The organism is Ramlibacter sp., from assembly GCF_050250995.1.
GTDB lineage: Bacteria > Pseudomonadota > Gammaproteobacteria > Burkholderiales > Burkholderiaceae_C > Ramlibacter.
Window position 1 is genome coordinate 1 of record NZ_JBFWNP010000049.1, and the last position, 20,550, is coordinate 20,550.

Here is a 20,550-nt window from a genome sequence, read left to right on the forward strand (position 1 = left end):
GCGAGTTTGCCAAGGCAAACACTCCGCTCAAACAGCATGGCGCAGCTAGAAGACGTACGCGCTTCTCGATACGCGCCTGCCGGCGCTCTCGTAGAAGCGCTGGGCCGCGAGGCCGCTCGGCGCGAGCGCCTGTGCTTTACTCGCGCCGCGGCCCGGCCGTGCGTGACGTTGCCGAGATCAAGTAGCGCACCAGCCGGTGGCGCGCCAACCCTCTCACTGCAAACCCGCGCGTGGGCAGGCTGCGACGCGAGTAAAGCACAGGCGCCTGCGGCGGCAGGTCATGCGGCCCAGCGCGGTGTACGAGAGCGCCGCAGGCGCGTATCGCACCGCGCGTACGTCTTCTAGCTGCGCCATGCTGTTTGAGCGGAGCGTTTGACGCTTGCGGCAAACGCGCAGCGAGTTCATGGCGCCGGGCCGCGTGACCTGACGGCGCAGGGGATCGCGTGTGGACGCGCAGCGTTCACGCGCGACGCCGTAGCCATCGCGTCGCAGCCTGCCCATGCGCGGGTTTGCCGCGAGGTTGTCGCAAGATGAACAGCGCGTGCAAAGCACTACACCACGAGAATCGCCCGAAAATCGTTCACGTTCGTGTGAGTAGGCCCGGTAACGACCAGGTCGTCGAGCAAGCGAAAGAACCCATACGCGTCATTGCGGGACAGGTAGTCGTCGACCTTCATCCCGAGGGACTGCGCGCGCAGCAAGGTCTCCGGCGCAACGAATGCCCCCGCGTTGTCCTCCATCCCGTCGATGCCGTCCGTGTCGGCGGCAAGCGCCCACACACCCGGCTGGCCTTGCAATGCCTGCGCAAGACCCAGGCAGAACTCGCCCGCACGACCGCCCCGGCCACGCGCGGCACCCTCGGGTGGCTTGCGCACGGTCACCGTCGTCTCCCCGCCCGAAAGAATCACGCACGGCGCGCGAAACGGCTGCCCGCGGCGCGCGACCGCTCGCGCCAGCGCCGCATGCACCTTGCCGACCTCGCGCGACTCACCTTCCATTTCGTCGGAGAGGATGTGCGCCTCGACCCCGTGCTCGCGCGCCGCTTCCGCCGCGGCTTCGAGCGACTGCTGCGGCGTGGCGATCATGTGGACCTCGTGGCCGGCGAACAGCGCATCGCCGGGCTTTGGCGTTTCGAGCACGCCCCGCTCCAGCATCGCCACGACCTCGGGCGAAACATCGATGCCGTAACGCCGAAGGATCGCCAGCGCATCGGCGCAGGTCGTGGCGTCGGCCACCGTCGGGCCGCTCGCGATCACCGAGGGGTCGTCGCCGGGCACGTCGCTGATCGTGAGCGTCACCACCTTCGCGGGCGCGCATGCGGCCGCGAGACGCCCGCCCTTGATGCGCGACAGGTGCTTGCGAACGCAGTTCATCTCGCCGATGTTCGCGCCCGACTCGAGCAGCGCGCGGTTGATGCGCTGCTTCTCTTCGAGCGTCAGTCCGTCCGCCGGCAACGTGAGCAGCGCCGAGCCGCCGCCGGAGATGAGACATAGCACGAGATCGTCGGCCGTGAGCCCCTGCGTCAGCGCGAGGATGCGCTGTGCGGCCGCGAGTCCGGCCGCGTCGGGAACCGGGTGCGACGCCTCCACGACTTCGATGCGCTGCGCGAGGCCGGAGGGCCGCTCGGGCGTGTGCCCGTAGCGCGTGACGACGAGTCCCGACAAAGGGGCATTCGCGGGCCACAGCGCCTCGACCGCGTGCGCCATCGCGCCGCCCGCCTTGCCGGCGCCCAGCACCACGGTGCGGCTGCGCGGCGGCGGCGGCGGAAGGAAGGCGCCGGTGTTGTGCAGAGGAAGCGCGCGGCGCACGGCTGCGCGGTAAAGATGTTCGAGGAACTGGCGCGGGTGTTCGCGAAGGTCGGTCGGGGTCATGACGCCTTCATTGTGACGGGCCGCGCTGTCAATCCACCTTCGCGCCCGCCCGGAACCAGCGCGCGATCAGGTCGCGCTCGGCGTCGGTCATGCCGGTGCTGTTGTTCATGGGCATGGTCTTCGCCACCACCGCCTGCTGATGCACCGCCGCCGCGTGCTGCTTCAGCGCCTCGGGCGAATCGAGCCGCACGTTCTTCATCTGCACCTGCGCGCCGTGGCAGAGCGCGCAGCGCTGCTCGATCACCGGCTTCAGCGCGGCGTAGTTCGCGGGCGGCGGGGCCGACGCCGACGCCGACGCCGAGGACGAAGGCGACGCGGGCGCGAGCCACGCGATCACGCCGACGATCACGGCCGTCCCCACCACGGCATACGGCAGCGGATGCCGGTTGCGGCCCAGCTTCCAGCCGTGCCGCATCACGAAGAACTGCCGGATCGCGGCGCCCGCGAACATCAGCGCGACGAGCACGATCCAGTTGCGCGGGCCGGTCGAGAGAAAGCCGTAGTGGTTCGACAGCATGGCGAACACGACGGGTAGCGTGAAATAGGTGTTGTGCACGCTGCGCTGCTTGCCGCGCACGCCGTGGATCGGATCCACGGGCTGGCCCGCCGCGATGGCCTTCACCACCTTGCGCTGGCCGGGGATGATCCAGAACAGCACGTTCGCGCTCATCGCGGTCGCGATCATCGCACCGACCAGCAGGAAGGCGGCGCGGCCGGGGAACAGGCGGCAGGCGAGCCACGAGGCGACGACGACCAGCACCAGGACGAGCGCGCCGACGATCGCGTCGCCCCGCTCGCGCTCGCCGAAGAGGCGGCAGATGCCGTCGTAAAGCAGCCAGAACCCGGCGAAGAGGGCCAGCACCGTGCCCACGGCCGCGCCCGCGGACCAGTCGACGAGCGACTTGTCGACCAGGTACGCGTTCGCATTCCACAGGTACGACACGGTGAGCAGGGCGAAGCCGGAGAGCCAGGTGGAATAGCTTTCCCAGTAGAACCAGTGCAGGTGCGGCGGCAGCGCGGGCGGCGCCACCGCGTACTTCACCGGATGGTAGAAGCCGCCGCCATGCACCGCCCAGATTTCGCCCGTGGCGCCGTCCCGGCGCAGCTTGTCGTCGGCCGGCGGCGTGAGGCTGGAGTCGAGGAACACGAAGTAGAACGACGACCCGACCCAGGCGATCGCGGTGACGACGTGGACCCACCGCAGCAGCAGGTTGGCCCAGTCGAGGAAGTAACTTTCCATGAAGATGAGATCAGTTGCCGGCGGTCTGCAAGAGCTGTGCCGCGACGCTCGCGGCAATCACGCCCGGCTGCTTGCCCTTGATGTCCGGGAGGCCGATGGGGCAGGTCACCATCGCGAGCTCGGGCCGGGTGAAGCCCCGCTCCTCCAGCTTGCTGCGGAAGGTCGCCCACTTGGTCTTGCTGCCGATCAGGCCGATAAAGCGCACGTCGGACTCGTCGCGTTCGCGCCGCAGGCAGGCGGCGACGATGTCGAGGTCCTCCGCATGGCTGAAGCTCATGATGAGCACGTGGGAGTGCGGCGGCATCGCGTTCACCGCCTTGTGGACCGGATGCGAATGCTCGCAGCGCACGTTGTCCGGCAACTGCGCGGGAAAGACCTCGTCCCGGCTGTCGATCCACAGCACCGAGAACGGCAGGGCGCCGAGCGCTTGCACCAGGGCGCGCCCGACGTGGCCGCCGCCGAACAGCGTGACGGGGCGGCGCGCGGCCAGGTCGGCGTCGCGCAATTCGCGCAACAGCCCGGGCGTGGCGCGCGCATAGCGCAGCTGCACGGTGCCGCCGCAGCACTGCCCGAGGCTCGGGCCAAGCGCATACCGCATGACGGGCTCGCCCGCCGCGCCCGCGAGCCGGCGCCGCGCCTCCGCAATCGCCTCGTACTCCAGGTGGCCGCCGCCGATGGTCCCCTCCACTACATCGGCCGTGACGGCCATCCAGGCCCCTGGCTCGCGCGGGGCCGACCCCGCCGTCGCGTGAACCGTCACGACGACCGCATCCGTACTTCCGTTGCCTGTACTGCCTCCGCTCGTGATTTCCGTCATGGCCTTTTCCGTTCAACCTGTGCGCAATCGAAACAATTCTTTCCATGAATCCAGGCAGGTCATCGTGCGACTCGGCCGTGCCGTTGTAGAGTGTGCGCCGGCCCTCCAGCCTTGCACCACCCCGTTCAATCGCCACGGCATCCGCCAGGACACACGATGATCAAGTACTCCCTGCGCCTGCGCCATCTGCTGCCGGCCGTGCCGCCCACCGCGGCCGCCGCCCTGCTCGCCGCCTGCAGCTCGACCCCGCTGCCGCCGATGGCGCCCGCGACCGTCGTCCCCGCGCCTGCCCCGTCCTCCAGCCCCGCCCCCATGCCGGAGCAACAGGCCGCCCTGACGCCGCGCCCGGCCAACCGCCCGTCGAGCGCCGCCACGCCGCGCGCCTACCGGCAGGACGCCGCGTCGCACCTCTATGCCCTGAACCGGGAGCGCATCTTCAAGGGCCGGCTGCCCCCCATGCTCTACGCCATCGGCGTGCTGCAGGTCGAGGTCGACCGCCAGGGCCACGTCGAGCGCATGAACTGGATGCGCGCGCCGAAGCACGCACCGGAAGTGATCGCCGAAATCGAGCGCACGGTGCGCGCCGCCGCGCCCTTCCCCGTGCCGGCGCGCATGGGCAAGGTGGTCTACACGGACACGTGGCTGTGGCACCAGAGCGGCCGCTTCCAGCTCGATACCCTCACCGAAGGCCAAGACTGACCTCGCGCATTCAGCTGCCTCGGTACGTGGAGTAGCTCCACGGCGACACGAGCAGCGGCACGTGGTAGTGCTGACCCGGCTGCGCGATGCCGAAATCGAGCGTCACGCGGTCCAGGAAGGGCGGCTCGGGCAGGTCGACCCCGCGCGCACGGAAATAGGCCGCGACCTCGAACGCGAGGCGATATCTGCCCCGCTTCAGTGCGGCGTCGGCATACAGCGGGCCGTCGGGGCTGCGGCCATCGGCGTTCAGCACGAAGCGCTTCACGAGCGTCGCCGCGCCTGCCTCCCCTTCTTCCCCTGCCCCCACTTCGTACAGCGCCACGGTCATGCCGGCTGCCGGCGTGCCGTGCATCGTGTCCAGCACGTGCGTGCTCAAACCCATGCGCGTCTCCATTCGCTGATCCGTCCGGTGAGTGTATCGTTGCCATGTGACGTACGACAGCACCGCCGACTATCCACGCGACCTCCGAGGCCATGGGCGCCATCCGCCGCATGCACGGTGGCCGGGCAATGCACGCATCGCCGTGCAGTTCGTCCTGAACTACGAGGAAGGCGGAGAAAACGTGGTGCTGCACGGCGATGCGGGTTCCGAGCAGTTTCTCTCCGAGATGTTCAATCCGCCCTCGTTCCCGCAACGGCACATGTCGATGGAGAGCATCTACGAGTACGGCTCGCGCGCGGGCGTGTGGCGGCTGCTTCGCGAGTTCGAGCGGCGCGGCCTGCCGCTCACCGTGTTCGGCGTGGGCATGGCGCTCGCGCGGTACCCCGAGGTCGCGCGCGCCTTCGCCGAACTCGGTCACGAAGTCGCCTGCCACGGCTGGCGCTGGATCTCCTACCAGGACGTGGCCGAAGACGTCGAGCGTGAGCACATGCGCCTGGGCATGGACGCCATCGAGCGGCTCACCGGCGCGCGGCCCGTGGGCTGGTACACGGGCCGCGACAGTCCCAACACGCGCCGGCTCGTCGTCGACCACGGCGGCATCGAATACGACAGCGACTACTACGGCGACGACTTGCCGTTCTGGATGAAGGTCCGCCGAAGCGATGGCGGTGTCGTTCCGCACCTGGTGGTGCCCTATACCCTCGACTGCAACGACATGCGCTTCGCGCTGCCGCAGGGCTATTCGCACGCGGAGCCCTTCTTCGCGTACATGCGCGACACCTTCGATGCGCTGTACGCCGAGGGCGAAGACGCGCCGAAGATGATGAGCGTCGGCATGCACTGCCGCCTGCTCGGGCGGCCCGGGCGGATCGTCGCGCTGCAGCGGTTTCTGGATCACATCGCGAGGCACGACCGCGTGTGGGTCTGCCGCCGGATCGACATCGCGCGGCACTGGAAGGCCGTGCATCCCCATCAAGGCTGAGGACGACGATGGCATCGACACTGCAAGAGATCAACGACGCATCGCCCGCCGACGCCCTCGCATCGCTCGCCGGCGTGTACGAGCACTCGCCCTGGATCGCCGAGGCGGCGCTCGCGCAGCGGCCGTGGCGCTCGCTGGCGGACCTGAAGCACGCCATGGCGCGTGCCGTGCGCGAAGCGCCCGTTGAAAAGCAGCTCGCCTTGCTGCGCGCCCACCCGGAGCTCGCGGGCAAGGCCATGGTGGCCAACGCGCTCACCGCCGAATCGAAGGACGAGCAGGACCGCGCCGGCCTCACGCATTGCACGCCGGAGGAATTCGAACGCATCCGCCAGCTCAACGACGCCTACAACGCGAAATTCGGCTTTCCGTTCGTTCTTGCCGTGCGCGGCCCGCGCGGCGCCGGGCTCACGCGGCAGCAGATCATCGCGACGTTCGAGCGGCGGCTCGGCAACCCCGTCGACTTCGAGCGCGCGGAGGGCCTGCGCAACGTCCACCGCATCGCCGAGCTGCGGCTGAACGACAAGTTCGGCGCGCAGCCCGAGCTCGGCGAGCGCGTGTGGGACTGGCACGAGGATCTGGCGCAGGAGAGCGACACGGAATACAAGGACAAGGGGCAGCTCACGGTCACCTACCTCACCGAAGCGCACCGCAACTGCGCGGCGAAGCTCGTCGCGCGCATGAAGGAGTGCGGCTTCGACGAGGTCGAGATCGATGCGGTGGGCAACGTGGTCGGCCGCTATCGCGGCTCGCGCGACGGCCCCGCGCTCCTCACCGGCTCGCACTACGACACCGTGCGCAACGCGGGCCGCTACGACGGCCGGCTCGGCATCTTCACGCCGATGGAATGCGTCCGGGAGCTCGCGAACGTCGGCCGCAGGCTGCCCTTCGGCATCGAGGTCGTCGGTTTCTCCGAGGAAGAGGGCCAGCGCTACAAGGCGACCTTCCTGGGCTCCGGCGCGCTCACCGGCCACTTCGACCCGGTCTGGCTCGACCAGAAGGATGCGAATGGCGTCACGATGCGCGACGCGATGCGCGGCGCTGGCCTGCCCGGCACGGTGGAGGCGATCGGCAGCCTGAAGCGCGACCCGTCGCGCTACCTCGGCTTCGTCGAAATCCACATCGAGCAGGGGCCCGTGCTCAACGAGATCGACTTGCCGCTGGGCGTCGTCACCTCGATCAACGGCGGCGTGAGATTCATGTGCGAGATCGCGGGCATGGCGAGCCATGCGGGAACGACGCCCATGGACCGGCGGCGCGACGCGGTCGTGGCGCTCGCCGAACTCGCGCTCTACCTCGAACGGCGCGCGGCCGACGACGGCGACAGCGTCGGCACCATCGGCATGCTCGAGGTGCCGGGCGGCTCGATCAACGTCGTGCCGGGCCGCTGCCGCTTCAGCCTCGACCTGCGCGCGCCGACGGATGCGCAGCGCGACCGGCTGGTCGAGGACGTCCATGCGAAGCTGCGCGAGATCTGCGCGCGGCGCGGCGTGGCTTCGACCATCGAGGAGACGATGCGCGCCGCCGCCGCGCCGAGCGCGCCCGAATGGCAGCGCCGCTGGGAGGCCGCGGTCGATTCGCTGGGCCTGCACGTGCATCGCATGCCGAGCGGCGCGGGGCACGACGCGATGAAGCTGCACGAAATCATGCCGCAGGCCATGCTCTTCGTGCGCGGCGAGAACGCGGGCATCAGCCACAACCCGCTGGAGAGCACGACCGCCGACGACATCGATCTGGGCGTCCAGGCGTTCCGCGCGCTGCTCGAAGCCCTGGCCGAGGAATTGAAATGACTGCATTCGAGACGCTGGACGCCTGGGTCGATGCGCACTTCGACGAGGAGGTGGATTTCCTGCGGGAACTGATCCGCGTGCCCACCGACACGCCGCCGGGCAACAACGCGCCGCACGCCGAACGCACGGCGCAGTTGATGCAAGCCATGGGCCTGTCCGCGGAGAAGCATCCGGTGCCCGATGCGGAAGTGAAGGCGCAGGGCCTGCAGTCGATCACCAACCTGATCGTGCGCCGCCGTTACGGCCCGGGCCGCACGCTTGCCCTCAACGCGCACGGCGACGTCGTTCCGCCCGGCGAAGGCTGGACCTTCCCGCCCTACGGCGGCGAAGTCGCCGACGGCAGGATCTACGGCCGCGCGGCGGCGGTGAGCAAGAGCGACTTCGCCACCTACACCTTCGCGCTGCGGGCGCTCGAGGCGCTGCGCGTCCCCTTGAGCGGCAGCATCGAGCTGCACTTCACCTACGACGAGGAATTCGGCGGTGAACTCGGCCCCGGCTGGCTGCTGAAGCAGGGGCTGACGAAGCCGGACCTGCTGATCGCCGCCGGCTTCGGCCACGAAGTCGTCGTCGCCCACAACGGCTGCCTGCAGATGGAAGTGACGGTTCACGGAAAGATGGCGCACGCGGCCATCCCGCACACCGGCGTCGACGCCTTGCAGGCCGCTGTACGGATCCTCGGGGCGCTCTACGCGCAGAACACGCTCTACAAGAAGGTCAGTTCGGGCGTCGACGGCATCGACCATCCTTACCTGAACGTGGGGCGCATCGAAGGCGGCACCAACACCAACGTCGTTCCGGGCCAGGTCACGTTCAAGCTCGACCGCCGCATGATCCCCGAGGAAGACCCCGCCGAGGTCGAGGCGTCGGTGCGCCGCGTGATCGAAGAGACCGCCGCGACGGCGCCGGGCATCCGGGTCGAGATCCGCCGGCTGCTGCTCGCGCGTGCGCTGCTGCCGAATGCGGGCAACCGGCCCTTGGTCGATGCGATCCAGCGCCACGCGCGCGAAGTGTTCGGCGAGGCCATCCCCGCGAAGGGGACGCCGCTCTATACGGACGTGCGGCTCTATGGGGAAGCCGGCATTCCCGGCGTGATCTATGGCGCGGGCCCGCGCACCGTCCTCGAATCGCACGCCAAGCGCGCCGACGAGCGCCTGGAGCTCGAGGACCTGCGGCGCGCTACGAAGGTTGTGGCGCGGACGCTCTACGAGCTGGCGTGCGCGGAGCGATCCAGCTGACCTCGAACACCGAAGGCTTCAGCGCGGTCACGCGCATCGGGCGGAAGCGATCGGTGACGTAGCTGCCGCCTGCGGCCACGAAGACGTCCTTCTGGTCGCCGTCGTACGTGATCCACAGCTCGCCGCTCGCGCAATGCACTTCGAAGCGATGCGGCTGCGGCACCACCACTTCGCTGGCGCCGGCGGCAAGTTGGTAGGCCCGTCGGCGGCGCACTTCGGCGGTGGGAGCGGAGTGCCTGCCGGGCAGGTTGAAGGGCAGAAGGGAGGCGAGCAGCATGTCGTACATCGTGCCGTCCGGAGCCGCGCCGGATTCGTCGGACGCCGCCCCCTTCGCCCGTCGGCGGAAGCAGGCGGGCAAAGAAAAAGGCGCCCGGTGAGGAACGCCTTTGGAGAGCGGGCCCTGCGGCCCGCACCTGCATGATCTTGTCGTTTCGCGTCTTAGCGAACGCGGCCGCGACGGAACAGGTTCACGATCGCCAGCAGGATGATCGCGCCGATCAGCGACACGACGATCGAGCCGATGCTGATGCCGTCGTTGATGGTGCCCACGCCAACCAGCGGGGAGATGATGAGGCCGCCCAGGAACGCACCCACGATACCCACGACGACGTTCAGCAGCATGCCCTGCTGTCCATCCGTGCGCATCACGAGGCTGGCAAGCCAGCCGACGATACCGCCGACGATCAACCAAATCAGAAAGCCCATTTTTCACACTCCTTTGTTGCCGACAATGCGGCCTGTTGTTGATAGGGGGCCGAAGCCGTTCCGTTTCGGTTCCCCGGCCACCTGCCATCCCTTCCCGGACAGCCGGTAGAACTCACTATGGTTTCCCGCCGAAGTCAGCCGCGTAGTCGGCCGGTCAGGCGCGGGGTGCGCGCTTTCCCCCGCGCGTCGTCGGACAAACCCTACTGCAGCGGCAGCCCCTGCCCGGCCGTAGACGGCACAATCCGGGGTGCTCATCCTTCGCGGCACCGTTCTTGCATCGACACCCGCACCGAAGCCTTCCGTCCCGATGGAGTTCACCGAATGAAGAAACGCGCCCTCCTGAAATCCGCCCTGTTCGCGCTCACCGCCGCCCTCGGCAGCGCCGCGCAAGCCCAGAACACGCCCATCCGCTTCCAGCTCGACTGGCGCTTCGAAGGCCCCGCCGCCTTCTTCCTGCTGCCGGTCGCCAAGGGCTACTTCCGGGATGCGAAGCTCGATGTGAACGTCGACGCCGGCACCGGCTCCGGCGCCGCCGTGCAGCGCGTCGCCTCGGGCTCGTACGAGATGGGCTTCGCCGACCTCGCGGCGCTGATGGAGTTCCACGCCAACAACCCGGACACGCTCAACAAGCCGGTGGCCGTGATGATGGTCTACAACAACACGCCCGCGGCCGTGATGGCGCTGAAGAAGTCGGGCATCAGGACGCCGGCCGACCTCGCCGGCAAGAAGCTCGGCGCGCCCGTATTCGACGCCGGCCGCCGCGCCTTCCCGATCTTCCAGAAGGCCAACGCCATCCCCGGCGTGACCTGGGTGTCGATGGACCCGCCGCTGCGCGAAACGATGCTCGCGCGCGGCGACATCGACGCCATCACCGGCTTCTCGTTCACCTCTCTGCTCAACCTCGAAGCGCGCGGCGTGAAACTCGACGACGTGGTGACGCTGCCCTATCCGCAGCACGGCGTGAAGCTTTATGGCAACGTGATCATCGCGTCGCCGCGGCTCGTGCGCGAGAACCCGGCGGCGATCAAGGCCTTTCTCGCCGCCTTCACCCGGGGCGCGAAGGACGTGATGGCGAACCCGGATGCCGCCATCGATTCGGTGAAGGCACGCGACGGCATTGTCAACGTCGAGCTCGAGCGGCGGCGGCTGAAGATGGCGATCGCCGATGCGATCGCCAGCCCCGACGCGCGGGCCGAGGGCTTCGGCCAGGTGAATCCCGGACGGCTGTCGCTCATGGCGTCGCAGGTGTCGGACGCGTTCAGCACGAAAACCCGCGTCAGTCCCGAGGCGGTGTGGAACGGCACGTTCCTGCCGACGAAGGCGGAGCTGAACATCCTGCCGCCGGTCAAGAAATAGTGGCGTTCGTCGACTTCACGGATGTCTGGCTCGCGTACAACGCCGAGCTGCTCGCCGCGAACAACTTCGCGGTGGAGGCGATCGACCTCCAGGTGGCCGAGGGCGAGTTCATCGCCATCGTCGGCCCCTCGGGCTGCGGCAAGTCGACCTTCATGAAGCTCGCGACGGGCTTGCGCATGCCCTCGAAGGGACGCATCCGCATCGACGGGCAGCCGGTCACCGGGCCGCTGAAGATCTCCGGCATGGCATTCCAGGCACCTTCGCTGCTGCCCTGGCGCACCACGCTCGACAACGTGCTGCTGCCGCTGGAGATCGTGGAGCCCTATCGCAGCAACTTCAAGGCGAAGCGCGCCGAGTACGCGGACAAGGCGCGCGCGCTGCTGCGCAAGGTCGGCCTCGCCGGCTACGAAGACAAGTTTCCGTGGCAGCTGTCCGGCGGCATGCAGCAGCGCGCGAGCATCTGCCGCGCGCTGATCCACGAGCCCAAGATGCTGCTGCTCGACGAGCCCTTCGGCGCGCTCGACGCGTTCACGCGCGAGGAGCTGTGGTGTACCTTGCGCGACCTGTGGACCGAGCAGCGCTTCAACGTCATCCTGGTCACGCACGACCTGCGCGAATCGGTCTTCCTCGCCGACACGGTGTACGTGATGAGCCGCAGCCCGGGCCGCTTCGTCGTCCGAAAGGAAATCGAGCTGCCGCGCCCGCGCGACCTGGAGCTCACCTACACGCGCGAGTTCAGCGACATCGTGCACGAGCTGCGCGGCCACATCGGCGCGGTGCGCAACACGTTTTCGGAGGCTCCGAAATGACGCGCCCCTGGGTGCGGCGCCTCGCGCCGTGGCTGCTGCTCGCCGTCGTGGTGCTGGTCTGGCAGGTCTCGGTCGTCGCCTTCAAGGTGCCGGACTTCATCTTCCCCAGTCCCTGGCAGATCGCGAACGAGTTCATGGCGTTCACCGGGCCGATCATGCGCGCCGCCTGGAGCACGCTGTGGGTGACGATGGCCGGCTTCGGCCTCTCCATCGTCGTCGGCGTGCTGCTCGGCTTCCTCATCGGCTCGTCGCGCGTGGCGTACGACGCGATCTATCCGCTGATGGTCGGCTTCAACGCGATCCCGAAGGCGGCCATCGTGCCCATCCTCGTGGTGTGGTTCGGCATCGGCGTCGGCCCGGGCATCCTCACCGCGTTCCTCATCTCCTTCTTCCCGATCATGGTCAACATCGCAACCGGCCTCGCGACGCTGGAGCCGGAACTCGAGGACGTGCTGCGCGTGCTCGGGGCGAAGCGCTGGGACGTGCTGGTCAAGGTCGGCCTGCCGCGCGCGATGCCTTATTTCTACGGCTCGCTGAAAGTCGCCATCACCCTCGCCTTCGTCGGCACCGTGCTGGCCGAGATGACCGCCGGCGACTCCGGCATCGGCAACCTGATCCAGACCGCCGGCAGCCAGCAGCGCATGCCGCTGGCGTTTGCGGGGCTGGTCGTCATCAGCATCATGGCGATGGTGATGTACGAGCTCTTCAGCTGGGTGGAGAAGCGGACGACGGGCTGGGCGCACCGGGGGTCACAGAACGGCTGACGGTCGACGATCCATGCCCTGGCACGCCCGACTCGACCTCGACTACGCCGTGGAGGGTGGCCGCTCGGTCGCGCGCTACGCGCACGACGGGCCGCTGCGCATCCTGCAGAGCCTGTACCCGGAAGGCGGCGGCGTCTGCCACAACGTGCTCGTCCACCCCCCGGGTGGCCTGGTCGGCGGCGACACCCTCGCGCTCGACGTCGTCGCCCGCGAAGGCAGCCACGGGCTCGTCACCACGCCCGGCGCCGCGCGCTTCTATCGCAGCGAAGGCGCGCAGGCGCTGCAACACGCGCGCATTTCGGTGGCCGGGGGCGGGCGGCTGGAATGGGTGCCGCTGGAGGCGCTGTACTACAGCGGCTGCCTCGCGGAGAACTGGCTCGAAATGGACATCGCGCCCGGCGGCGAACTGATCGGCTGGGACGTGGCGGCGTTCGGGTTGCCGCAGGCGAACCAGCCCTTCCTGCGGGGCCATGTCCAGCAGCACCTGCAACTGCGCGGCGCGTGGCTGGAGCGTGGCTGCATCGACGCGCACGACACCCGCCTGATGGACGGGCCGCTGGGCCTCGCCGGCCACCGCTGCCTGGCCACGCTCTTTTTCGCCTGCGGCAGCGACATCGCCCGGGCGCGGCGCGACGCCGCGCTCGAAGCCGCACGGGCCGTGATCGACGCGCATCCGCTTGCCTCGACGGCCGGCGTGACCTCGCCCAATCCCCGTGTGCTCGTGGTGCGCGCGCTTGCGCCCCTGGTCGAGCCGGCCATGGGCCTCCTTCGCGCGGTGCGCCGCGCCTGGCGTCCGCTCCTGTGGAGCCTGCCCCCCTCGGAGCCGCGCGGCTGGGCGATCTGAGCGCGGCGAGCCCCGGCGAGGGTTGGGCCTGACGGCCCGGTCCTACGGCCGCATCGGCGCGCGGCGGTGGCGAACGAGGACTCCTCTCCGGCATTCCGAGGCCGGGTTCGCATCCACACTTGCTCCATCGAATCACCCGATTCCAGCTTTACACCGAATCTCCCAGGAGCCAGAACATGAAACGTACGGACGCCCGCTCGAGCAAGAGCCTCTTCTCCTTCTCCGCCATCGCCCTGCTCGCGCTCGGCGCCGCCACCGCGCAGGTCGCCACTGCCACGGGCATTGACGCCTCGGGCAGCTATCAGCAGGAAGTCAATGCCTGCATGACCGGCAAGACGCAGCAGGACCAGGCCGACTGCCTGAAGGAGGCCCGCAATGCGCAGGCCGACAAGCGCCGCGGCGTGCTCGAGCCGACCTCCGGCGACCTGGCGGCGAACGCCCTCGCCCGTTGCGACGTCATGACCGGCGCCGAAGACAAGGCGGCCTGCAAGGCGCGCATCATGGGCTACGGCAGCACCGAAGGCAGCGTGGCCGGCGGCGGGCTGATCCGCGAAGTCGAAACCGTCGTCGCACCGGCCGGCGTGAGCGAATTCCAGATCACGCCGAAGACCGACTCCGAGCCGGTCGTGCTGACGCCCTCAGGCACGCTGCGCTGAGCAGGGACGCTCGCGTCCTACCACCTTGAACCCGCCCCGGCCTGATGTTGGGGCGTTCAGTTTCCGGAAGTGCGCACATGAAGAAGACCGAGACGAAGAAGGAAGAGCTTGGGCGCCGGGCAAGCCCCGGCTATCGCAACGAGGTGAGTTGGGACGAAGGCAAGGGCAGCCAGCCCTATCAGAACCGGGGAGAAGAGGAGCAGCGTCAGGTGAACGGCGGCGACGAGTTCGCCGCGGGGGCCAGGGGTGACCTGTCGGGTCGAAACCTGGAACAGCTCGAGAAGGCGAAGGGCGTCCCGGGCGGTTCCGGGAGACTTAGTCGATTTTCGCGTGCGGCAGCAAGGTCTTCAGGATCAGCATGACGTTCTCATCGAGATCCTCATCGAGATCCAGCTCGAGATTTACCAGATTCTGAAGACGGCCAAAGTGGCCCACACCGTCAATCTTCAATCCGGCAATTCGCGCTTGCGCCTCCATGTCGTGGGGGTGCCGCATCGCATAGGCATAGTTCCTCAGATTCTTCGGGTCCGCCAGATCGCCCACCCTGGAAAGATCCAGATGCAGGTTATCTTCGTCGATGATGTGAAGATACGCGAGGCTCGTGGGCAGATTGGCGATGGTATCCAGATGAACACCCCCATCGAAGGTCAGCTCATCGAGTGCGGGGAGCCCTACAAGGGGCTCAAGGTCCGAACACTCCAGTTCCAAGAGCCCCTTCGGCAGCCATCGCACGCCTTCGTTGCTGATCGAGGAGACGACGAGGGTCTTCAGGGTGCTATCTCTGAAGAAAGAAATCTGCTGCTCATCGAATCCATCGCCACGGAGGATCAACGTATCCAGATTGGGTAGCCCGGCAACCTTCGACAGTTGTTCGGGAACCAGATTCCGGGTGTCCCCCAGATTCAGCTTTTCAAGTGCCGCGAACGCTTGAAACGGTGTCAGGTCAGGAACAGACCGTCCGCACAGGTTCACGTATTTCAAATGCTCGGGCCGCAGCGGCGCCAGGCACGCGGAAGTTGCGCCCGTATACGGGACGTGGAGTTCTTCCAGCTGGGTCGATTGTGAAAGCCAGGCGAGGCCTGCATCCGTCAGCGCCCCGTTGAAACCAAGGTCGAGATGCTTGAGTTGAAGCCCCTGCAGCGCCTTGGCTCCCGTATCGGTCAGCGCGCAATTATTCAACACCAGTCGATCCAGCTGCGGGAGACCGCGGGAAATGGCGTCGGCCAGCAGGTCGCCTCCACTCTTCAGGTTCAGCGCCAATGTACGAAGGTTCGGCAGGTCGAGCAGAGGGAGGAGGGACTCGGGCCCCGCACCGTCATTCCACTCGAACTGGAAGCTCTGCAGATTTGGGAACTTTTCACGAATTTCGAGCAGATGGGCCGCGGTCACTCCCCCACAGAACACCTGCAGGGAAGTCAACTGGCGCGTGTCTGCGCCGCCAGGACCCGCATTGCGCAGCAATTCTTCGAGTGAACTCGTCGATGCGATGACGTAGCGCGAAGAGCGGGCGGTCAGGTTCAAGGATGAAAAACGGCGGCTCACCCGCGAAAGCTCGGCCAGTTCCGGTGGTGTCAGGAAGGGACTGACGGTTGCTTTCAGAATCGGGACCGGCAAGTCGCGGAGGGGGAAGCCCGACGTTGTGTCTCTCCGTCGACGCTTCTTCGTGGCATGGCGACCCTCGGTCATTGAACTTTCCATCGACGCCATGCTTCGGGATGAGCCGGATTCGCCAATCCGCAACGGGGGAAGCTCCAGAAGACGGTCATCGGACAGCCCCATCATGTCGTCCTCCTCCATGGAGTCCCATGCGAGGGGATCGGCCGGCGCCCGAAACCATTCAGGGGAACCGTTCGAATGCACGTCCTGCGAATCTTCGGCGGAAACGTCGTCATTCGGCGGGGGGACGGCGACGGCGAAGGCATCTTCGCGAGGGTCGAAGATCGGGCTTGGAGGCCTCTGGGGCGGAGGAATGTTCATCGTTGCGCTGCAGATGCATGGCCTGCCCGGGATTGGTCAGGTGAACGCCGATTACGCTCCAAGCGCCGCGCGCAGACAACCATACGGGTGGGTCCCCGAAACGGTTTCAGAAGTCCACCGGCGCGATTTCCTCGACGGCGTCCCTCAGATCGCCACCAGCTGCCGCACCCCGTTCGCTTCCATGTCCTTGCCCGCGCCTTGCGAGATCACTTCGCCGCGCTCCATGACGACATAGCGGTCGGCGAGCTGTTCCGCGAAATCGTAATACTGCTCCACGAGCAGGATCGCCATGTCGCCGCGGTCGGCGAGCATACGGATCACGCGGCCGATGTCCTTGATGATGCTGGGCTGGATGCCCTCGGTCGGCTCGTCGAGCACCAGCAGCTTCGGCTTGGCCGCGAGCGCGCGCGCGATGGCAAGCTGCTGCTGCTGGCCACCGGACAGGTCGCCGCCGCGTCGATGAAGCATCTGCTTGAGCACGGGAAACAGCTCGAACAGCTCCGCCGGAATCGGCGTCGAGCCGCTCTTGTAGGCGAGCCCCATGCGCAGGTTCTCTTCCACCGTCAGCCGCATGAAGATCTCGCGGCCCTGCGGCACGAAGCCGATACCGGCCCGCGCGCGCTGATAGGGCGTGGCGTTGTGGATCGGCTTGCCGTCGAATTCGATGCTGCCGGTCTTGATCGGCACGAGCCCCATGAGCGACTTGAGCAGCGTGGTCTTGCCCACGCCGTTGCGACCGAGGATGACCGCGACCTTGCCGAGGCTCGCTTCGAGGCTCACGTCGCGCAGGATGTGCGAGCCGCCGTAGTACTGGTTGACGTTCTTGACTTGCAGCATGCTCATCGTCCCAGATAAACCTCGATCACACGCTCGTCCGCCTGCACCTGCTCCAGCGTGCCTTCGGCCAGCACCGATCCTTCGTGCAGCACCGTCACCTTCTCCGAGATAGTCTTGATGAAACTCATGTCGTGCTCCACCACCATGAGCGAGTGCCTGCCCTTGAGCGTGAGGAACAGTTCGGCCGTGCGCGCGGTTTCCTCGTCGGTCATGCCGGCCACGGGCTCGTCGAGCAGCAGCAGCTTCGGGTCCTGCATCAGCAGCATGCCGATCTCCAGCCACTGCTTCTGCCCGTGGCTCAGGTTGCCCGCGAGCCGGCCCACCGAATCGGCGAGGTGGATCGTGTGCAGGATGTCCGCGAGGCGATCGCTGTCGCCCGTGTCGAGGCGGAAGAACATCGACGCCTTCACGCCCTTGTCGGTCTTCAGCGCGAGCTCGAGGTTCTCGAACACCGTGAGCTGCTCGAACACGGTCGGCTTCTGGAACTTGCGCCCGATGCCCATCTGCGCGATCTCGGCTTCCTTGTAGCGCAGCAGGTCGATGGTCGAGCCGAAGTACACGGTGCCGGAGTCGGGCCGCGTCTTGCCGGTGATGATGTCCATCATCGTCGTCTTGCCCGCGCCGTTGGGTCCGATGATGCAGCGCAGTTCGCCCGGCGCGATGTCGAGCGACAGCCCGTTGATGGCCTTGAAGCCGTCGAAGCTCACGGTCACGTCCTCCAGGTAGAGGATGCGTCCGTGGCTCGTGTCCACCTCGCCCGCGACGAGCGGGCGGGCGAATCCGGCGGCGCGCCCGCCGGATTCGGTTTTTCCGGGGGCCACGGCAGCCAGTCGTGCCGCGGCGCGTCGCGCCCCCTCTTCCATCAGATCCGGCGTCATGCTTTTCTTCCTGCGAGCTTGCGCGCCAGACCCATCACCCCCTCGGGCAGGAACAATGTCACCGCGATGAACAGCGCACCGAGGAAGTACAGCCAGAACTCGGGCGCCACCACGGTCAGCCAGCTCTTCGCGCCGTTCACGATGAAGGCGCCGATGATCGGGCCGACGAGCGTCGCGCGGCCGCCCACCGCGGCCCAGATCGCGATCTCGATGGAGTTGGCCGGGCTCATCTCGCTCGGGTTGATGATGCCCACCTGCGGCACGTAGAGCGCGCCGGCCACGCCGCACATCATCGCGCTCAGCGTCCAGATCGCGAGCTTGAAGCCGATGGGGTTGTAGCCGGAGAACATGACGCGCGACTCCGCATCGCGAATGGCCTGCAGCACGCGGCCGAACTTGCTGCGCACCAGCCAGCGCGCCAGCAGGAAGAAGCCGAGCAGCGTGAGGCCCGTGATCACGAACAGCGTCATGCGCGCCTCCTGCGTCTGGATCGACGTGCCCAGGATGCGCTTGAAGTCGGTGAAGCCGTTGTTGCCGCCGAAGCCCGTTTCGTTGCGGAAGAACAGCAGCATGGCGGCGAAGGTGAGCGCCTGCGTGATGATCGAGAAGTACACGCCCTTGATGCGCGAGCGGAAGGCGAAGAAGCCGAAGACGAAGGCGATGACGCCCGGCACGGCCACGACCAGCAGGCAGGTCGCGAGGAAGCTGTCCGAGAACGTCCAGTGCCAGGGCAGCGTCTTCCAGTCGAGGAACACCATGAAGTCGGGCAGGTCGCTCTTGTAGTTGCCGTCGCGCCCGATCTGCCGCATGAGGTACATGCCCATCGCATAGCCGCCCAGCGCGAAGAAAAGGCCGTGGCCGAGCGAGAGGATGCCGGTGTAGCCCCAGATCAGGTCCATGGCGAGCGCGGCGATGGCGTAGCACATGATCTTGCCGACCAGCGCCACGGCGTAGTCGCTCATGTGGAACGCGCTGCCCTGCGGCACCACGAGATTCAGCAGGGGCGCGACGGCGCAGATCGTGACGAGCGCCACGAGAAAGCCCGTCCAGCCGGATTTCGTCAGCAGCGGCGCAGGCTGGGGCAGCGTGGCGCGAACGATCTGGGGTTCGATGTCGCGCATCATCATGCCTCCGCGCTGCGGCCCTTGACCGCGAACAGCCCTTGAGGACGCTTCTGGATGAACACCACGATGATGACCAGCACGGCGATCTTCGCGAGCACCGCGCCGGCCCAGCCCTCGAGGAACTTGTTGAGCACGCCCAGGCCGAGCGCCGCATACACCGTGCCGGCGAGCTGGCCGACGCCGCCGAGCACCACCACCATGAACGAATCGACGATGTACGCCTGGCCGAGGTCCGGCCCCACGTTGCCGATCTGGCTGAGCGCGCAACCCGCGAGCCCCGCGATGCCGGAGCCGAGCGCAAAGGCGTAGGTGTCGACCCGCGCAGTGTTCACGCCCATGCACGAGGCGATGGGCCGGTTCTGCGTGACGCCGCGAACGAACAGGCCGAGCCGCGTGCGAGAGATCAGGAACGCCATGCCGAACAGCACCAGCAGCGCGAAGCCGATGATCATGATGCGGTTCCACGGCAGCTGCAGGTTGCCCATGACGACGACGCCGCCGCTCATCCAGCTCGGGTTTTCCACGCCGACGTTCTGCGCGCCGAAGATCGTGCGCACCAGCTGCATCAGCATGAGGCTGATGCCCCAGGTGGCGAGCAGCGTCTCGAGCGGGCGGCCGTAGAGGAAGCGGATCACGCCGCGTTCGAGCACGGCGCCGACGATGGCCGAGGCGGCGAAGGCGACGGGAATCGCGGCGATGAGATACCAGTCGAACGCGCCCGGCAGGTACTGGCGGAACACGCCCTGCACGACGTAGGTGGCGTAGGCGCCGATCATCATCAGCTCGCCGTGCGCCATGTTGATGACGCCCATGAGGCCGTAGGTAATGGCGAGGCCGAGCGCGACCAGCAGCAGGATCGAGCCGAGGCTGAGGCCCGAGAAGATCGCGCCGAGGCGGTCGCCCCAGGCCAGCGATGCCTCCACCTGGCGCAGCGATCCTTCGATCGCCGCCTTCACGTCCGCCTCGGTCTCGATCTTGAAACGCTCAAGGAGGAGCGTCTTGGTCGCCGGGCTGCGGCTCGTCGCCAGGAGGCGCGCGGCCTCGAGGCGGCGCGTCTTGTCGCTGCTCGACAGGATCGTCGCGGCGCGCACCAGGCCGAGCTGCTCCTTGATCGCGGCGTTCTGTTCCGAGGCCAGCGCCTTTTCGATCAGCGGCAGCCGCGCTTCGTCCGGCTCCTTCTGGAGTTCCTTCACGGCGGCGGCGCGCAGCTTGTCGTCCTTCGAGAAGAGCTTCAATGCGGCGAGCGCGGTGTCGATCTCGCCTCGCATGCGGTTGTTGTTGACCACGTCCTCGGCATCGGCGGGCACGTCCACCGCCGATCCGGTCACGGGGTCGGTGCCCTTGCCGTCCCTCACCACGAACACCTTGCCGCCGGCCGTCTTCACCGCGTCGTCGGCCAGCGCCTGCAGGAAGGCCGCGGTCCTGTCGTCGGCGTTCGCCACCGCCTTGTTGAGGGCTTCGATGCGCGCATCGGACTCGCCGACGGCGAGCGCCCTGGCTTCGTCGGGCGTCAGCGCATGCGCATGGAGGGCGGCGAATGCCGCGAGCAGGAGAATGAGTCGCTTCATGAGAGAGGAACCTGTGCAA

The 20,550-nt window shown here is 67.6% G+C and carries 21 protein-coding genes; 10 read left to right on the forward strand and 11 right to left on the reverse strand.

The annotated features are described in order from the left end of the window. Positions 1 to 551: 551 nt before the first annotated feature. Genes AB7E83_RS22615 through xdhC form a run of 3 tightly spaced genes read right to left on the reverse strand, consistent with a single transcriptional unit; the run spans position 552 to position 3,928 of the window. The gene (locus tag AB7E83_RS22615) at positions 552 to 1,871 is read right to left on the reverse strand and encodes a glycerate kinase type-2 family protein (RefSeq protein ID WP_428573082.1); all 1,320 of its coding nucleotides are present in this window, start codon (positions 1,869 to 1,871) and stop codon (positions 552 to 554) included. Positions 1,872 to 1,899: 28 nt separating this feature from the next. After that, positions 1,900 to 3,111 carry a urate hydroxylase PuuD gene (locus tag AB7E83_RS22620; RefSeq protein WP_428573083.1) on the reverse strand — a complete coding sequence of 404 codons (1,212 nt, stop codon included), beginning with the start codon at positions 3,109 to 3,111 and terminating at the stop codon, positions 1,900 to 1,902. A 10-nt stretch (positions 3,112 to 3,121) separates the two neighbouring features. Next, entirely contained in the window at positions 3,122 to 3,928 is an 807-nt protein-coding gene (gene xdhC, locus AB7E83_RS22625) for a xanthine dehydrogenase accessory protein XdhC (protein WP_428573084.1), read from the reverse strand. A 156-nt stretch (positions 3,929 to 4,084) separates the two neighbouring features. Here xdhC and AB7E83_RS22630 point away from each other — a divergent pair, with 156 nt between their 5' ends. Further along, entirely contained in the window at positions 4,085 to 4,627 is a 543-nt protein-coding gene (locus AB7E83_RS22630; RefSeq protein WP_428573085.1) for a hypothetical protein, read from the forward strand. A gap of 10 nt (positions 4,628 to 4,637) precedes the next feature. On the opposite strand, the gene uraH is transcribed toward AB7E83_RS22630, so the two are convergent. Further along, the gene (gene uraH, locus AB7E83_RS22635) at positions 4,638 to 5,009 is read right to left on the reverse strand and encodes a hydroxyisourate hydrolase (protein ID WP_428573086.1); all 372 of its coding nucleotides are present in this window, start codon (positions 5,007 to 5,009) and stop codon (positions 4,638 to 4,640) included. A gap of 46 nt (positions 5,010 to 5,055) precedes the next feature. Here uraH and puuE point away from each other — a divergent pair, with 46 nt between their 5' ends. From puuE to AB7E83_RS22650, 3 genes are read left to right on the forward strand one after another with little or no spacing between them, the layout of a single operon-like run. Beyond that, the gene (gene puuE / locus AB7E83_RS22640; protein ID WP_428573087.1) at positions 5,056 to 5,991 is read left to right on the forward strand and encodes an allantoinase PuuE; all 936 of its coding nucleotides are present in this window, start codon (positions 5,056 to 5,058) and stop codon (positions 5,989 to 5,991) included. Between the two features lie 8 nt (positions 5,992 to 5,999). Continuing rightward, positions 6,000 to 7,778: a 2-oxo-4-hydroxy-4-carboxy-5-ureidoimidazoline decarboxylase gene (gene uraD / locus AB7E83_RS22645; protein WP_428573088.1), complete on the forward strand. Its 1,779-nt coding sequence runs from the start codon at positions 6,000 to 6,002 to the stop codon at positions 7,776 to 7,778. Next, positions 7,775 to 9,013, forward strand: a complete 1,239-nt coding sequence (locus tag AB7E83_RS22650; RefSeq protein WP_428573089.1) for a M20 family metallopeptidase — start codon at positions 7,775 to 7,777, stop codon at positions 9,011 to 9,013. The genes uraD and AB7E83_RS22650 overlap by 4 nt, the downstream gene beginning before the upstream one ends. Here the strand turns inward: AB7E83_RS22650 and AB7E83_RS22655 are convergent. Together AB7E83_RS22655 and AB7E83_RS22660 are read right to left on the reverse strand one after the other, a co-directional pair. Next, positions 8,955 to 9,290 (reverse strand): DUF2917 domain-containing protein, encoded by a 336-nt coding sequence (locus AB7E83_RS22655; protein WP_428573090.1) that lies wholly within the window; start codon positions 9,288 to 9,290, stop codon positions 8,955 to 8,957. The genes AB7E83_RS22650 and AB7E83_RS22655 overlap by 59 nt on opposite strands. Before the next feature lie 161 nt (positions 9,291 to 9,451). Continuing rightward, positions 9,452 to 9,718, reverse strand: coding sequence for a GlsB/YeaQ/YmgE family stress response membrane protein (locus tag AB7E83_RS22660; RefSeq protein WP_428573091.1), 267 nt, complete (start codon positions 9,716 to 9,718; stop codon positions 9,452 to 9,454). Positions 9,719 to 10,039: 321 nt separating this feature from the next. Between AB7E83_RS22660 and AB7E83_RS22665 the strand changes: the two genes are divergently transcribed. The 6 genes from AB7E83_RS22665 (at position 10,040) to AB7E83_RS22690 (ending at position 14,509) form a co-directional block, all read left to right on the forward strand. Further along, positions 10,040 to 11,074, forward strand: a complete 1,035-nt coding sequence (locus tag AB7E83_RS22665; protein ID WP_428573092.1) for an ABC transporter substrate-binding protein — start codon at positions 10,040 to 10,042, stop codon at positions 11,072 to 11,074. Continuing rightward, complete coding sequence (locus tag AB7E83_RS22670; RefSeq protein ID WP_428573093.1) at positions 11,074 to 11,883, forward strand: ABC transporter ATP-binding protein; 810 nt, start codon at positions 11,074 to 11,076, stop codon at positions 11,881 to 11,883. The genes AB7E83_RS22665 and AB7E83_RS22670 overlap by 1 nt, the downstream gene beginning before the upstream one ends. After that, the gene (locus AB7E83_RS22675; RefSeq protein ID WP_428573094.1) at positions 11,880 to 12,647 is read left to right on the forward strand and encodes an ABC transporter permease; all 768 of its coding nucleotides are present in this window, start codon (positions 11,880 to 11,882) and stop codon (positions 12,645 to 12,647) included. The genes AB7E83_RS22670 and AB7E83_RS22675 overlap by 4 nt, the downstream gene beginning before the upstream one ends. Positions 12,648 to 12,660: 13 nt before the next feature. After that, positions 12,661 to 13,491: an urease accessory protein UreD gene (locus AB7E83_RS22680; RefSeq protein ID WP_428573095.1), complete on the forward strand. Its 831-nt coding sequence runs from the start codon at positions 12,661 to 12,663 to the stop codon at positions 13,489 to 13,491. Positions 13,492 to 13,667: 176 nt separating this feature from the next. Then, complete coding sequence (locus tag AB7E83_RS22685) at positions 13,668 to 14,147, forward strand: hypothetical protein (protein ID WP_428573096.1); 480 nt, start codon at positions 13,668 to 13,670, stop codon at positions 14,145 to 14,147. Positions 14,148 to 14,224: 77 nt separating this feature from the next. After that, on the forward strand, positions 14,225 to 14,509 hold the full coding sequence (locus tag AB7E83_RS22690; protein ID WP_428573097.1) for a hypothetical protein: 285 nt from the start codon (positions 14,225 to 14,227) through the stop codon (positions 14,507 to 14,509). Here AB7E83_RS22690 and AB7E83_RS22695 read toward each other — a convergent pair. The 5 genes from AB7E83_RS22695 to urtB all read right to left on the reverse strand — a co-directional run bounded on the left by AB7E83_RS22695 (position 14,463) and on the right by urtB (position 20,531). Next, a complete protein-coding gene (locus tag AB7E83_RS22695) occupies positions 14,463 to 16,124 on the reverse strand; it encodes a hypothetical protein (protein ID WP_428573098.1) in 1,662 nt (553 codons plus the stop codon). The genes AB7E83_RS22690 and AB7E83_RS22695 overlap by 47 nt on opposite strands. 144 nt (positions 16,125 to 16,268) lie before the next feature. Continuing rightward, a complete protein-coding gene (gene urtE, locus AB7E83_RS22700) occupies positions 16,269 to 16,961 on the reverse strand; it encodes an urea ABC transporter ATP-binding subunit UrtE (RefSeq protein WP_428573099.1) in 693 nt (230 codons plus the stop codon). Between the two features lie 2 nt (positions 16,962 to 16,963). Next, positions 16,964 to 17,839 carry an urea ABC transporter ATP-binding protein UrtD gene (gene urtD / locus AB7E83_RS22705; protein ID WP_428573100.1) on the reverse strand — a complete coding sequence of 292 codons (876 nt, stop codon included), beginning with the start codon at positions 17,837 to 17,839 and terminating at the stop codon, positions 16,964 to 16,966. Beyond that, positions 17,836 to 18,960 carry an urea ABC transporter permease subunit UrtC gene (gene urtC / locus AB7E83_RS22710; RefSeq protein WP_428573101.1) on the reverse strand — a complete coding sequence of 375 codons (1,125 nt, stop codon included), beginning with the start codon at positions 18,958 to 18,960 and terminating at the stop codon, positions 17,836 to 17,838. Before urtC ends, urtD begins: the two co-directional genes overlap by 4 nt. Positions 18,961 to 18,962: 2 nt before the next feature. After that, complete coding sequence (gene urtB, locus AB7E83_RS22715; RefSeq protein WP_428573102.1) at positions 18,963 to 20,531, reverse strand: urea ABC transporter permease subunit UrtB; 1,569 nt, start codon at positions 20,529 to 20,531, stop codon at positions 18,963 to 18,965. Between the last annotated feature and the right edge of the window lie 19 nt (positions 20,532 to 20,550).

What these genes read in the sequence shown, in the direction of transcription:
- AB7E83_RS22615 (WP_428573082.1), bottom strand. Translation starts at nt 1,871, where the DNA reads ATGACCCCGACCGACCTTCGCGAACACCCGCGCCAGTTCCTCGAACAT.
- AB7E83_RS22620 (WP_428573083.1), bottom strand. Translation starts at nt 3,111, where the DNA reads ATGGAAAGTTACTTCCTCGACTGGGCCAACCTGCTGCTGCGGTGGGTC.
- xdhC (WP_428573084.1), bottom strand. Translation starts at nt 3,928, where the DNA reads ATGACGGAAATCACGAGCGGAGGCAGTACAGGCAACGGAAGTACGGAT.
- AB7E83_RS22630 (WP_428573085.1), top strand. Translation starts at nt 4,085, where the DNA reads ATGATCAAGTACTCCCTGCGCCTGCGCCATCTGCTGCCGGCCGTGCCG.
- uraH (WP_428573086.1), bottom strand. Translation starts at nt 5,009, where the DNA reads ATGGGTTTGAGCACGCACGTGCTGGACACGATGCACGGCACGCCGGCA.
- uraD (WP_428573088.1), top strand. Translation starts at nt 6,000, where the DNA reads ATGGCATCGACACTGCAAGAGATCAACGACGCATCGCCCGCCGACGCC.
- AB7E83_RS22650 (WP_428573089.1), top strand. Translation starts at nt 7,775, where the DNA reads ATGACTGCATTCGAGACGCTGGACGCCTGGGTCGATGCGCACTTCGAC.
- AB7E83_RS22655 (WP_428573090.1), bottom strand. Translation starts at nt 9,290, where the DNA reads ATGCTGCTCGCCTCCCTTCTGCCCTTCAACCTGCCCGGCAGGCACTCC.
- AB7E83_RS22660 (WP_428573091.1), bottom strand. Translation starts at nt 9,718, where the DNA reads ATGGGCTTTCTGATTTGGTTGATCGTCGGCGGTATCGTCGGCTGGCTT.
- AB7E83_RS22665 (WP_428573092.1), top strand. Translation starts at nt 10,040, where the DNA reads ATGAAGAAACGCGCCCTCCTGAAATCCGCCCTGTTCGCGCTCACCGCC.
- AB7E83_RS22675 (WP_428573094.1), top strand. Translation starts at nt 11,880, where the DNA reads ATGACGCGCCCCTGGGTGCGGCGCCTCGCGCCGTGGCTGCTGCTCGCC.
- AB7E83_RS22680 (WP_428573095.1), top strand. Translation starts at nt 12,661, where the DNA reads ATGCCCTGGCACGCCCGACTCGACCTCGACTACGCCGTGGAGGGTGGC.
- AB7E83_RS22685 (WP_428573096.1), top strand. Translation starts at nt 13,668, where the DNA reads ATGAAACGTACGGACGCCCGCTCGAGCAAGAGCCTCTTCTCCTTCTCC.
- AB7E83_RS22690 (WP_428573097.1), top strand. Translation starts at nt 14,225, where the DNA reads ATGAAGAAGACCGAGACGAAGAAGGAAGAGCTTGGGCGCCGGGCAAGC.
- AB7E83_RS22695 (WP_428573098.1), bottom strand. Translation starts at nt 16,124, where the DNA reads ATGAACATTCCTCCGCCCCAGAGGCCTCCAAGCCCGATCTTCGACCCT.
- urtE (WP_428573099.1), bottom strand. Translation starts at nt 16,961, where the DNA reads ATGCTGCAAGTCAAGAACGTCAACCAGTACTACGGCGGCTCGCACATC.
- urtD (WP_428573100.1), bottom strand. Translation starts at nt 17,839, where the DNA reads ATGACGCCGGATCTGATGGAAGAGGGGGCGCGACGCGCCGCGGCACGA.
- urtC (WP_428573101.1), bottom strand. Translation starts at nt 18,960, where the DNA reads ATGCGCGACATCGAACCCCAGATCGTTCGCGCCACGCTGCCCCAGCCT.
- urtB (WP_428573102.1), bottom strand. Translation starts at nt 20,531, where the DNA reads ATGAAGCGACTCATTCTCCTGCTCGCGGCATTCGCCGCCCTCCATGCG.